At 35.7% G+C, this 11,937-nt stretch carries 13 protein-coding genes; 10 read left to right on the top strand and 3 right to left on the bottom strand.

Annotated elements, in window-relative coordinates; genetic code table 11:
- Positions 1-11: 11 nt before the first annotated feature.
- Positions 12-1,115 (bottom strand): aminofutalosine synthase MqnE, encoded by a 1,104-nt coding sequence (mqnE, locus tag BN1372_RS11160; protein WP_062199488.1) that lies wholly within the window; start codon positions 1,113-1,115, stop codon positions 12-14.
- A gap of 190 nt (positions 1,116-1,305) precedes the next feature.
- Here mqnE and BN1372_RS15260 point away from each other — a divergent pair, with 190 nt between their 5' ends.
- Both BN1372_RS15260 and erpA read left to right on the top strand, forming a co-directional pair.
- Entirely contained in the window at positions 1,306-1,491 is a 186-nt protein-coding gene (locus BN1372_RS15260; RefSeq protein ID WP_062199486.1) for an aspartyl-phosphate phosphatase Spo0E family protein, read from the top strand.
- 133 nt (positions 1,492-1,624) lie between these two features.
- Positions 1,625-1,978, top strand: a complete 354-nt coding sequence (gene erpA, locus BN1372_RS11150; RefSeq protein WP_062201310.1) for an iron-sulfur cluster insertion protein ErpA — start codon at positions 1,625-1,627, stop codon at positions 1,976-1,978.
- 176 nt (positions 1,979-2,154) lie between these two features.
- Here the strand turns inward: erpA and BN1372_RS11145 are convergent, their stop codons facing one another.
- Complete coding sequence (locus BN1372_RS11145) at positions 2,155-3,153, bottom strand: NAD(P)/FAD-dependent oxidoreductase (RefSeq protein ID WP_062199484.1); 999 nt, start codon at positions 3,151-3,153, stop codon at positions 2,155-2,157.
- Between the two features lie 273 nt (positions 3,154-3,426).
- On the opposite strand from BN1372_RS11145, the gene BN1372_RS11140 reads away from it, so the two are divergent.
- The 4 genes from BN1372_RS11140 to BN1372_RS11125 all read left to right on the top strand — a co-directional run bounded on the left by BN1372_RS11140 (position 3,427) and on the right by BN1372_RS11125 (position 6,190).
- Positions 3,427-4,680, top strand: a complete 1,254-nt coding sequence (locus BN1372_RS11140) for an NAD(P)/FAD-dependent oxidoreductase (protein WP_230198820.1) — start codon at positions 3,427-3,429, stop codon at positions 4,678-4,680.
- Positions 4,681-4,761: 81 nt separating this feature from the next.
- Entirely contained in the window at positions 4,762-5,268 is a 507-nt protein-coding gene (locus tag BN1372_RS11135) for an NUDIX domain-containing protein (protein ID WP_062199482.1), read from the top strand.
- Positions 5,269-5,272: 4 nt separating this feature from the next.
- The gene (locus BN1372_RS11130; RefSeq protein ID WP_062199481.1) at positions 5,273-5,572 is read left to right on the top strand and encodes a YuiB family protein; all 300 of its coding nucleotides are present in this window, start codon (positions 5,273-5,275) and stop codon (positions 5,570-5,572) included.
- 78 nt (positions 5,573-5,650) lie between these two features.
- A complete protein-coding gene (locus tag BN1372_RS11125) occupies positions 5,651-6,190 on the top strand; it encodes a 3D domain-containing protein (protein ID WP_082419028.1) in 540 nt (179 codons plus the stop codon).
- Between the two features lie 56 nt (positions 6,191-6,246).
- On the opposite strand, the gene BN1372_RS11120 is transcribed toward BN1372_RS11125, so the two are convergent.
- Positions 6,247-7,053, bottom strand: a complete 807-nt coding sequence (locus tag BN1372_RS11120; RefSeq protein WP_062199480.1) for an ABC transporter substrate-binding protein — start codon at positions 7,051-7,053, stop codon at positions 6,247-6,249.
- 86 nt (positions 7,054-7,139) lie between these two features.
- Here BN1372_RS11120 and BN1372_RS11115 point away from each other — a divergent pair, with 86 nt between their 5' ends.
- From BN1372_RS11115 to BN1372_RS11100, 4 genes are all read left to right on the top strand, one after another.
- On the top strand, positions 7,140-7,529 hold the full coding sequence (locus BN1372_RS11115) for a DUF309 domain-containing protein (protein ID WP_407656462.1): 390 nt from the start codon (positions 7,140-7,142) through the stop codon (positions 7,527-7,529).
- The gene (locus tag BN1372_RS11110) at positions 7,526-8,857 is read left to right on the top strand and encodes a vWA domain-containing protein (RefSeq protein WP_062199478.1); all 1,332 of its coding nucleotides are present in this window, start codon (positions 7,526-7,528) and stop codon (positions 8,855-8,857) included. Before BN1372_RS11115 ends, BN1372_RS11110 begins: the two co-directional genes overlap by 4 nt.
- 44 nt (positions 8,858-8,901) lie before the next feature.
- Positions 8,902-10,398, top strand: a complete 1,497-nt coding sequence (locus BN1372_RS11105; RefSeq protein WP_062199477.1) for a leucyl aminopeptidase — start codon at positions 8,902-8,904, stop codon at positions 10,396-10,398.
- A gap of 187 nt (positions 10,399-10,585) precedes the next feature.
- On the top strand, positions 10,586-11,899 hold the full coding sequence (locus tag BN1372_RS11100; RefSeq protein ID WP_062199476.1) for a Na+/H+ antiporter family protein: 1,314 nt from the start codon (positions 10,586-10,588) through the stop codon (positions 11,897-11,899).
- Positions 11,900-11,937: the final 38 nt, after the last annotated feature.

The raw sequence follows: 11,937 nt of genomic DNA, 5'->3' as shown, positions 1-11,937 counted from the left end.
CCCTAGTTTTCTTAGTACGTGCGGATGACATGATAAAGAGTATCTCGTTCTACTGGAATACGCCCTGCTTCTTTGATCATATCGATAAAACCTTGTTTTGGCACCATGTGAACAGATTCATTTCCTGCAGCGTGCACAATTTGCTCTTCCATGACTGTTCCATCTAAATCATCGACACCAAAAGCTAGCGATACTTGTGCTAATTTTTGACCAGTAATCATCCAAAAAGCGCGGATGTGATCAAAGTTGTCTAACATTAATCGTGCTACTGCTAACATTTTTAAATCATACCAACCAGTTGTATCTCCTGTAAGGTTGTACTCTTTTGCTAATTCTGTATTTTCTGGTTGAAAACCGAATCCAAAAAAGGCATTGAAACCACCCGTTTCATCTTGTAATTCGCGTAACTGAATTAAATGATCGATGACATGTTTTGGCTTTTCAATATGACCATAAATAATTGATGCATTTGATTTCATGCCTAACTTATGTGTAATACGATGAATGTCAAACCATTGTTTTGCTGTTGTTTTATGACCTGAAATAATTTTTCGAATTTCAGGATCAAATACTTCTGCGCCGCCCCCTAAAATAGAACCAAGACCAGCAGCGTGTAAACGATGAATCGTTTCTTCTACAGAAAGTTTGGCAACGCGAGCAATATAATCAATTTCTACTGCTGTAAACGCCTGAACGTGAATATCTGGATTATATTTTTTTGCTAAACGAATCATTGTTTCATAGTATTCAAACGGTAATTTAGGATTAACACCACCAACAATGTGTAATTCAGTAAAACCTTTTCCTTGCATGCCATTAAATTTTTCTTCTAATTGTTCGAGAGATAAAGAGTAAGACTTTGGATCATCTGGTTTTAAACCAAATGCACATAATTTACAACTTAAATAACAAACATTTGTGTAATTTAAATGTGTATTTTGGATAAAATAAACGTTATCCCCATTTTTACGTTTACGAACGATATCTGCCATTTGGCCAATCGATAATAAGTCATTTGATTCCATTAAAGTAATGCCGTCTTCAAATGTTAGACGTTCATTATTTTCAACTTTTTGACGAATGGGAGCAAGTGGATTGTGGATGTCTGTATTCATTAAATTGGCTCCTTTCCATAATCAGAAAATGCTTCTCTCATTATAAATTTTAATAAGAACTGTGGCAACTGAAGAACGTTATTTATTGCTAAATCATCTTTTCACTATGAAAAGATGATAAATTATTTGTAATCTGTGATAAAAAAAGGTAAAATTAAGTCGATTAATGGAAATGGCAAGGAGGGGGATTATGTGTCAAAAGTCATCAAGCGAAAAGTTAATCGAGCAATGTGAATTAGAAATGGAACAGATTCGCTGTCAAATGATTAAAGAAGCAATGCATTTAGGCATGAACCATCCTGTCGTTTTAGAATATAGTAAAAAATTAGACCGTTTACATAATAAATTATTAAAAATACTACATGTTTTAGCTTGATTAGATGACGAATAAATACACGATAGAGTATAATGAAAGAAGTATCTTTGTGAAAACAGCTTTACGCAAATACTTTAAGGTAGCGACAAGATACAAGGAAAGTGAATTTCTTGACGTAAAAGGAGGAGAACAAATGATTACTTTAACAGAAAGTGCAGCGAAACGTGTGCAAGAAATGTTAGAAGAGCATAATGAGCCAGGACTTCGTTTGCGAATTGGTGTTCGTGGTGGCGGATGTAGCGGTTTATCATATGGAATGGGTTTTGACGATGAGGTATTAGAAGATGATTTACAATTTGAACAACATGGTGTTCAAATTGTAGTGGATCCTCAAAGTGCGCCAATTCTTGAAGGTGTCATCATTGATTTCCAAGAAAATGAAATGGGCGGCGGGTTTACCATCGATAATCCGAATGCAATTTCTACATGTGGATGTGGATCTAGCTTTAAAACAGCAGATAACAGCGGTACACCAAGCGAGTGCTAAATTAGAATGGATATTCAATAGTTGTTTTAAGCTAAATACATGACTCTAGGTTAAAAAATAATAACTCCAAATGATAAAGTATTTTCTCATGCATTTTTTAGATAGCGTGAGCAAATACTTTATTTTTTTACCTTTTATATTAAAAAAAGCTGTCGCACATAACGACAGCTAAAAAATTATTTTTGGTCAAATAAACTCGAACTATGAAGTGGTTGTGCTTTTGCATTTGGGTCCATGTATGCTTTCGCGTTGTTCACGGCTGTTGGTGCTTCACCGAATCCAGCAGCAATTAGTTTTACTTTTCCATCATACGTACAAATGTCACCAGCAGCATAAATACCAGGAACGCTCGTTTCCATTTTAGAATTTACAACGATTGCATTTTTCTCAATTTCAAGTCCCCATTCTTTGATTGGTCCAAGTGTTGATACGAATCCAAAATTCACGATTAAGTCATCAATTTCGATCGTTTCTTTTTCACTTTCATCATTTTGGATGACTAATTTTTCTACTTTTTCATCATTGCCAATCAATTCAACTGGTTGATATGGGGTTTTAACTCGAACGTTTGAATGAATTAAATTTTGTACACTCGCTTCATGTGCACGAAATTTGTTGCGACGATGAATAATGGTTACTTCTTTCGCGATTGGCTCTAGCATAAGTGCCCAGTCAACGGCAGAGTCACCACCACCAAGAATGGCTACTTTTTTACCTTCAAATATATGTAAGTTGTTCACAAAATAATGTAAATTAGTTTCTTCGTATTGCATTGCATTTGGAAGGTCTAAACGACGAGGTTGAAAAGCACCAATCCCTGCTGTAATAATAATCGTTTTAGAATGATGGACTTCTTCGTTTGTTGAGATTTGAAATGTTCCGTCTTCTAGTTTTTCTACTTTTTCCACAGATTGTTTTAAGACAACAGTTGGATTAAATTGCATAGCTTGTTCTTTTAAATTGTTGATTAAATCTTGGGCTTTTACTTTCGGAAAACCAGCAACATCATAAATGTATTTTTCTGGATATAATGCAGAAAGTTGTCCCCCGAGTTGTGGTAAACTTTCGATAATCTTTACTTTAGCTTGTCGCATACCACTATAAAAAGTTGCGAAAATTCCTACAGGTCCTCCACCGATAACTGTAATATCGTATAATTCTTGAACTGCTTTCATAAAAATTTCCTCCTTAACCATCAATCATCCTACATTAGACACTTCTATTTTAATTCATAATACCCTTCTACATTTATAAATAATCGTAAAAATCTTGACAATATCGTGGGAAATTATCAGAATTTATAAAAAAAGATTGAAAACCATAAGAAAAAAGCATAAAATGATATACATAATGATTATGACATTTTTGTGGCATACTATGTGAAAGAGTGAACATACTTTTTTGTCATGTTTTTTGAAAATGGGTCACAATATGAACGAGTTCCTTGAATGGAACAAAAAATAATAAAGGTGGAAGTGATGGGGTTGAGTAGACCAACAGTTGTAATTTTAGGAGCGGGTTACGGTGGTATCATGACTACTGTTCGTTTGCAAAAATTAATTAGTTCAAACGAAGCAGAAGTTATTCTTGTGAACAAACACAACTATCATTATCAATCAACATGGTTGCATGAACCAGCAGCTGGAACATTACATCATGATCAAACACGTATTTTAATCGACGATGTAATTGATAAAAATAAAGTGAAGTTCCTTCAAGATACAGTCAACACAATTAAAAAAGATGAGAAAAAAGTAGTTCTTGAAAATAACGGGGAAATTGATTATGACATTCTTGTTATTGGATTAGGATTTGAATCTGCTACATTCGGTATTCCTGGCTTAAAGGAACACGCATTTGGAATTGTCAATGTAGATGCTGTCCGAGAAATTCGTCAACATATTGAGCTTATGTTTGCGCAATACAACAATTTACCTGAGCCGAAAGAGGATGTATTAACATTTGTTGTTGGTGGTGCAGGATTCTCTGGTGTAGAATTTTTAGGTGAATTTGTGAACCGTGTACCAGAATTATGTAAGGAATACGATATTCCTCGTGAAAAAGTGCGTATTATTAGCGTAGAAGGTGCACCAACTGTCATGCCTGGCTTTGACCCAGAATTAGTACAATATGCGACGAACTTCTTTGAGCGTCATGGTGTCGAGCTTAAAACAGGTACTTTTATGAAAGAATGTTCTCCTGAAGGCGTAAAAATTGCAAAAGGAGAAGAAATCGAAGAAATTAAAGCGCGTACGGTTATCTGGACTGGTGGGGTACAAGGAAACTCTATCGTTGGGGAATCTGGATTTGAAGTAAATCGCGGTCGTTGCCCGGTACGTAAAGATTTACGTGCACCAGGATATGACGATGTGTTTGTAGTAGGGGATTGTGCGTTAATTATGAACGAAGAAAATGGACGTCCTTATCCACCGACTGCACAAGCTGCAATCCAAGAAGCGTACGTTTGTGCCCGCAATGTGAAAAAATTAATCCAAGATAAAACAGATTTAGAAGAATTTAAATACCAACCAAAAGGTACTGTAGCATCTCTTGGTGATAAAGATGGAATCGGAATAATCGGTGACAAGAAAGTGTTTGGCGGACAAGCTGCATTCTGGAAAAAGGTCATTGATAACCGTTATTTATTCTTACTTGGTGGGATGAAATTAGTACTTAAAAAAGGGAAATTAAACATGTTTTAATTTTTTGTGAACCTTTGATAAAATAAAGGGCAAGGGGTATTACACCTTTTGCTCTTTTTGTTTTGTTAGGGGGAGGGTCCGATGAAAAAGAGAGAAAACGTTTGGATTGCTGTGGCAGGAATTGTTGAGATAGAGGGAAAGTATTTAGTAGTAAAAAAGAAATATAGCGGATTAAAAGGGAAATGGTCATTTCCTGCAGGGTTTGTTGATGAGGGTGAAACGATGGAGGATGCGGTGAAAAGAGAAGTGTTTGAAGAAACAGGCATCCACGCAGAAGTAATGGAATTTGCAGGAATTCGTACTGGTGTGATTAACCATACGATTAGCGATAATATGGTTTTATTTTATATGCGTCCAATCGGAGGATTTTTGCAGCCAGAAGAAAAAGAACTGTTCGATGCACAATTTATTTCGAGAGAAGAGTTAATCCAACACCCGCAGACAAGTCAAATTGTTTTGTTTTTTCTTCAAGAAGCAATTTCGCCCGCTTTACACGTTCATCCACTTGCGATTGACCAAGTGTTCGGTTATACCGATTATAAAATTTTAGCGCCAAAAAGAAATACTACATTTGAGGGGGGAAAATAATACGATGAGTATTCCTATGCTTATTATTTCGATGTTATTGTTTTTCGTTTTATTTTTTGGAATTGGCTTTTTGTTAAATATGATTTTGCGTGTCACGTGGTTAATGGCACTGATTTATCCAATCGTTGTTTTCATGATTGTTTATAAAATGTTAGATACGAAGTTTTCTGTTTCTGCTATTTTAAATGGCTTTACGAAGCTTGGGGGGGCAGATATCGTCATCTTAACGACCGGTTTTGTTGGTTCGGTTTTAGCCGGTGTGACGATTAAAACGTTACGCAAAAAAGGATATCAAATGTTTTAGAGGGGGAAAAATCCTCTCTTTTTTTTGTATAATTCGCCTTTCTCTCGTCCATGCTATGGGAGAAAGAGGTGTAAAAGAATGAAAATATGGAGACAAAAACAATGGATTGTCATGTTTTTCGTCATCATGATTAGTACAAGTATCATTCCAGAACGAGCAGTTGCGACAAAATGGGAAGCAACCGAAATTTCAAAAACGGTGCAAACAGTTATGCACAATACTCGTCAATTATCCTCCTTAGAGCGGCAGACAGTTTTAGCAACAGGATACACAGCGGGAATTGAATCTACAGGAAAAACAAGTGCACATCCTGCTTATGGGATTACGTATTCTGGTGTAAAAGTGAGAAGAGACCTTTATTCTACGATAGCAGCAGACCCTACTATTTTTCCGATTGGTACGATTTTATATGTACCTGGTTACGGATATGGGGTTGTGGCAGACACTGGTTCGAAAATTAAAGGTAGTCGGATTGATTTATATTTTGAAAAAGTACAAGATGTATACAATGAATGGGGGAAAAAAGAAGTGGATATTTTTATTGTAAAAAGAGGAGATGGGAAGATTACCGAAGAAGAAATTCAATTATTAAATGAGCAATCTTCCTTATCTGTTTAGGGAAAAGAACGCTATGGATAGATAGCGTTCTTTTTTGTATATAAACAAACCGATTGCTAAAGAAGGGGATCGATACCATCATCTTTCGGGAAAATCGTTGGGTGAATAAGGGAAGCTAATTTTTTCATGCCTACTAATAAACGTGGAGACGGACGACAAAATAAAGATTCTTCCAATGAATATAAATGATTCTGCTTTACTGCTGTCAGTAAGTGGCTTTCTTCACGTTTTTTAAAATGTTGTACGTTCATTTTTTGTTCTTCTACCCCAACCCATACCATAAACATCATGTCGGGGTTTAAGCGAACTACTTCTGAAAAATCGGTTTGAACACTTGGAATCGGTTTGCCTGAAAAAATATTCGTTGCTCCGCACAATTCACTTATTTCCGTTAGCCAGTTCGTTCCTCCAGGGGTAAACACCGGCTTAGGCCACCACTCAAAATATACGGATCGTTTCACTTCAACTGTTTGTGCAAGTTCTTTATAATGATGGATAAAGGCATGGTAGCGTGAAAGAATTTCGGTTGCTTTTTCTTTTTTATTGGTTAGGTCGGCAACCGTTTGTAAATCGTTGGCAATATCATCTAGAGAAGAGGGATTTAAAACAATGTACGGAATGTTTTCTTTTTTTAAATGCTCTATGTTTTTTTCCATTCCCGGAACACTTAATGATGCTAAAACGAGATCTGGTTGTAGAGACTTTATTTTTTGTATATCAATTTGTAAATCAAGGCCAACTTTCGGGATGTTTTGAATAGTTGCTGGCCACGTAGAATCATTATCCACCCCCACTAAGTTTGGAATTAAATCTAAGTACCCTAATAATTCCGTATTACTTGGACAAATAGACACTAAGCGCATGTTTTATTCCTCCTTTTCTTCTTACCTAGTATGTATTCGCTCATGATAAAAAAAATCCTTGATTGTAACTCGAAGGAGAGATGAAAATGACGTATCCTCTCGAATATTATCAGTTTTTTGTTGCTTTTCACGAAGAAGATTATTATACCTGTCATGATTTATTAGAAGAAATTTGGTTATCAGATAGAGAAAATTTATTTATTAAAGGTCTCTTACAAATGAGTGTTGCACTTTATCATTATGGGTATGGAAATATAAAAGGGGCACGTGAAATGATGAAAACAGCGAAACATTATCTTCAATCCTATCGTCCTTCTTATTGGGGAGTAAATATCGAGGAAGTTATTGTTTTTATAGATGAATGCCTACACGTGATACCGAAAGAAATAGAGATGGTTTCGTTTGAACAAGTGAAAAAACTTCCAAAGCTCCCGTTTTTGGAACTTTTACTGAGTGATAAAGGTGGAGAAGAATGAAAAAATTTGTAATCGTCCTTTTTTCAGTTTTACTCGTATGGAGTAGTGTTGCGCTTTCTGGATGCTCCGTTTCGATGGAGGAAAAGGAAAAAATGGAACAAATGAAGATTCCGACGACATCAACAGAACTTTTAGCATCGAAACAAGGTGTGTTATTAAATAAACATCTACCTGATACGGAAATAGAATCATTGGAACAATATTATACCCAATATGAAAAAAAGATTCTCCCAGAACTAAAAAAGAAAATTCGTTATTTCGCAAATAAAAAAGAAACAAAAGCAGATGCCGAATGGTGGTATAAAATGCTTCTTTACAATGTAGGGGCTGATTATGCATATTTATCCGAACAAATTGATCAATTCCAACCATCATATAAACAAGACTTGCTTCCTACCTTTCAAACAATCGATGAGTTTTCCAAAGAAGGAAAAAAAGAAAAACAATTAAATGTTTTATTTATTGTCGATATGAGTGAAACGATGGAATCATTTGTTTCGAATGAACAAAATATCCGGTTTATGCAACAATCCATTACACATTTTGCAAGACAATTACCAGAAGATGCTCAAATAGCGATTCAAATGTTCGGCCATAACCAAGATACGCAATCATCATCTGCATGTGAAAATGTTTCTTTTATTTATCCATTACAACGATATGATGAACAACAAATCAATGCAGCACTTTCTACATTAGAAACAGGAAAAGAAGCACCATTATCAAACGCATTATTATCTTCTAAACGAATGCTTGAAAAAGAAACGGACAGTAAAAACTATATTTATCTTTTAAGTAGTGGCACTGATTCGTGTGGAAAAGATCCATTAAAAGTAGCAAAACATTTTGATTCCTTTCAACATCATTTCTATGTGTTCGGGATTCATCCAGATGAAGCGAACGAAAAACAATTAAAAAAGATAGCAAAAAAAGGGAATGGGTTGTATATTTCTATTCATGAATCTGATGAATTATTGACCTTATTAGAAAAACATAAACCTTCTGTGATGGATGAAAACTATCTTCATGGTCCTTCAGATCAAGAAGTGATAGAACAACAACGGCTTTTTCAACAAAAAGAAGAATGGTATCAATTTGTCGCATCTAATGAGTTAGCTCGATTATACGATGCTATTGATTACATGAATGAGAAAGGGTTGCTTGATGAAGCGGTGCGGAAAGAGTTAAAAGAATTAATCAATCAAAGAGGGGTATTAATTCAACAAACGTGTAGTGCAATTAGGGTGAAGAAAAATGAAGAGATTTTAACAGAAAAAGAACGATTAGATGCTTTAATTGAACAATATCAGATGATTTCCAATCCTTAAATAGAAGGAGTATGATGAAATAGAGCATAAAAGGAGGAATAAAAATGTTTACTATTCAATCTAACTATCAACTAAAAGAGGAAACAGAGGCACTCATTATCGGATTATTTAATGAATCAAAGCCATTAAAAGGAGTGATCAAAGAAATTGATGATGCTTTAGATGGAGCGATTCGTGATTTAATGCGCGACGGAGATATAAAAAAAGGATACAAAGAAATTTCGAGCGTACATACTTTTCATAAAATTGGCGCGAAACGACTATATTTTGTTGGATTAGGTAAAAGAGAAAAATTAACGTTTATGAAAGCACGAGACGCATTCGGAGCACTAGTAAAACAAGTGAATCGTGCTCGCTTAGAACAAATGACGGTATTATTTGATACGTTTATGGTGGAAGAGCTATCGGTGTATGATTTAGCACGTGCTCTCGGGGAAGCTTGTTCGTTAGCTAGTTATCAACTAATTGATTATAAACAAAAAGAAAATCGTCCAGACGCAATGCTTCGTCATGTATCTGTATTTTTTAATAATGAAGAAGTGGCGTTAAAAGAAGGACTAGAAGTTGGCTATACGTTTGGAGAAGGAACGAACTTCACTCGTTCTTTAGTAAATCGTCCAGGTAATTTATTAACTCCAACAGATTTAGCAGCAGAAGCAGTTGAGTTAGCGAAACAGTATGGAATGGAATATGAAGTACTTGAAAAAGAAGACATGGAACGACTTGGCATGGGGGGTATATTAGCAGTAAACCAGGGAAGCGATCAACCACCGAAAATGATTGTTCTTAAATATCGCGGAAAAGAAAAATGGGAAGACGTATTAAGCTTTGTCGGAAAAGGGATTACCTTTGATGCGGGTGGTATTTCTTTAAAACCTGCAAAAGGAATGGAAGAAATGAAAAGCGATATGGGCGGTGCTGCTTCTGTTTTAGGGGCGATGAAAATTATCGGGGAATTAAAACCAGACGTGAACGTATTAGCGGTTATTCCATCTACAGAAAACTTAATTAACGGTTCTGCGTTAAAACCAGGAGATGTGATTACTGCATTAAGTGGAAAAACAATTGAAGTAAAAAATACAGATGCGGAAGGTCGCCTTATTTTAGCAGATGGCGTGGCATATGCGAAACAATTAGGTGCGGATTATATTGTCGATATTGCTACGTTAACAGGTGCTGTAATGGTTGCGTTAGGAGACGTTGCAACGGGTGCGATTACGAACAATGAAACCTTTTTTGAAACGTTTTTAGAAGCAGCTGTGGATGCAGGAGAATACGTATGGAGACTACCAGCATTTGAGCCATATTATGATTTATTAAAAACAAGTGATATGGCAGATTTAAATAATTCTCCGGGGCGATTAGCTGGAAGTATTACAGCGGGATTATTTATCGGTGCACATATTGAAAACACACCATGGATTCACTTGGATATCGCTGGTACTGCATATGGATCGAAAGCAAGCGATTTAGGTCCTAAAGGTGCAACTGGTGCGATGGTTCGTACACTTGCTATATTAGCAGAACAATTTAAAAAATAATCAACGATATAAGACGTGTTGCTCTAGTGGGAGCGATGCGTCTTTTTATTTAAGGTTTTCTAGAAATGATCTAACAGGTTCTAGCGTTATTTTCGTCGAAATGTTGACACCATTGTTATTTCGTGATAATTTATTTTAGCGTGTTAGCAGTTTAATAATTTAGCAGACGAAAGCGGAGGATTATACGATGAATGCGGTTATTATCGCCATTTTGGTGATGTTGATGTTAAGTTTATTGCGAATGAATGTCGTGCTTTCGATTGTGATTGGTGCTTTAATCGGTGGCTTGACAGGCGGATTGTCTTTAGCAAAAACAATCGAAATATTTAGTGGAGGCCTTGGTGGTAGTTCACAGGTGGCGCTGAGCTATGCATTGTTAGGTGCCTTTGCTGTTGCGATTTCAAAAACTGGGTTGCCAGATTTATTAGTGGAAAAAGCAACAACATTTTTTAATAAAGGAAACGGCAATACACAAACGGCAGCAATGAAAAGTTTATTGATTGGGATGCTATTATTGATGGCTTGTATGTCACAAAATATTATTCCGATTCATATTGCCTTTATCCCTATTTTAGTACCACCATTGTTAATTTTAATGAATGAATTAAAATTAGATCGTCGAATGATTGCAACGACACTTACATTTGGTTTAACGATGCCTTATATTTTATTTCCAGCTGGATTTGGTGAAATATTTCATGGTATCGTTCGAGATAATATTCAATCTAATGGATTAAATATAGCAGATTTGTCGATTACAAAAGCAATGCTTATTCCAGTAGCAGGAATGGTAATGGGGCTTTTATTATCTTGGTTTTTTTACCGAAAAGAACGAACTTATCATCAGTTTGAAACGAATGTAGAAGTAAAAACAGGAACGTATACAGGAAGAAGTATTTTGTTTGCATGTATGGCAATTGTGAGCGCTTTAGCTGTGCAATTGTATACAAAAAATATGATTATCGGTGCATTAGTAGGGATTTTAGTTATTTATTTAGGTGGAGCAGTTAAATGGCGAGAATACGATAATGTGTTGACAGATGGAATGAAAATGATGGCATTTATCGGATTTGTCATGTTATCTGCGTCTGGATTTGCGGAAGTGTTAAAAGAAACTGGCGATGTAGAATCGTTAGTAAATAATGCCGCTTCGATGATGGAAGGAAGCAAAGCAATTGCAGCTGCAGTAATGTTACTAGTCGGTTTATTTGTCACACTAGGAATAGGTTCTTCTTTTTCCACCGTGCCAATTATTGCGACGATTTATGTACCATTAGCAATGGAACTTGGATTTAGCCCAATGGCTATTTTATCTCTTGTTGGTACAGCTGCAGCACTTGGTGATGCTGGGTCCCCGTCTAGTGATAGTACTCTCGGACCAACATCCGGATTAAATGTGGATGGACAACATAACCATATTTGGGATACCGTTGTTCCGACATTTATCTTTTATAATATTCCTTTATTAGTATTTGGTTGGATTGCGGCAATGATTTTATAAAAAAAAGGTGATGGATGAAAAAATGTCCATCACCCTTT

Source organism: Massilibacterium senegalense, assembly GCF_001375675.1.
Classification (GTDB): domain Bacteria; phylum Bacillota; class Bacilli; order Bacillales; family Massilibacteriaceae; genus Massilibacterium; species Massilibacterium senegalense.
This window is presented reverse-complemented; position numbering and strand designations above follow the sequence as displayed.

What these genes read in the sequence shown, in the direction of transcription:
- mqnE (WP_062199488.1), bottom strand. Translation starts at nt 1,115, where the DNA reads ATGAATACAGACATCCACAATCCACTTGCTCCCATTCGTCAAAAAGTT.
- BN1372_RS11105 (WP_062199477.1), top strand. Translation starts at nt 8,902, where the DNA reads ATGTTTACTATTCAATCTAACTATCAACTAAAAGAGGAAACAGAGGCA.
- BN1372_RS11145 (WP_062199484.1), bottom strand. Translation starts at nt 3,153, where the DNA reads ATGAAAGCAGTTCAAGAATTATACGATATTACAGTTATCGGTGGAGGA.
- BN1372_RS11115 (WP_407656462.1), top strand. Translation starts at nt 7,140, where the DNA reads ATGACGTATCCTCTCGAATATTATCAGTTTTTTGTTGCTTTTCACGAA.
- BN1372_RS11120 (WP_062199480.1), bottom strand. Translation starts at nt 7,053, where the DNA reads ATGCGCTTAGTGTCTATTTGTCCAAGTAATACGGAATTATTAGGGTAC.
- BN1372_RS11110 (WP_062199478.1), top strand. Translation starts at nt 7,526, where the DNA reads ATGAAAAAATTTGTAATCGTCCTTTTTTCAGTTTTACTCGTATGGAGT.
- erpA (WP_062201310.1), top strand. Translation starts at nt 1,625, where the DNA reads ATGATTACTTTAACAGAAAGTGCAGCGAAACGTGTGCAAGAAATGTTA.
- BN1372_RS11100 (WP_062199476.1), top strand. Translation starts at nt 10,586, where the DNA reads ATGAATGCGGTTATTATCGCCATTTTGGTGATGTTGATGTTAAGTTTA.
- BN1372_RS15260 (WP_062199486.1), top strand. Translation starts at nt 1,306, where the DNA reads ATGTGTCAAAAGTCATCAAGCGAAAAGTTAATCGAGCAATGTGAATTA.
- BN1372_RS11130 (WP_062199481.1), top strand. Translation starts at nt 5,273, where the DNA reads ATGAGTATTCCTATGCTTATTATTTCGATGTTATTGTTTTTCGTTTTA.
- BN1372_RS11125 (WP_082419028.1), top strand. Translation starts at nt 5,651, where the DNA reads ATGAAAATATGGAGACAAAAACAATGGATTGTCATGTTTTTCGTCATC.
- BN1372_RS11140 (WP_230198820.1), top strand. Translation starts at nt 3,427, where the DNA reads ATGGAACAAAAAATAATAAAGGTGGAAGTGATGGGGTTGAGTAGACCA.
- BN1372_RS11135 (WP_062199482.1), top strand. Translation starts at nt 4,762, where the DNA reads ATGAAAAAGAGAGAAAACGTTTGGATTGCTGTGGCAGGAATTGTTGAG.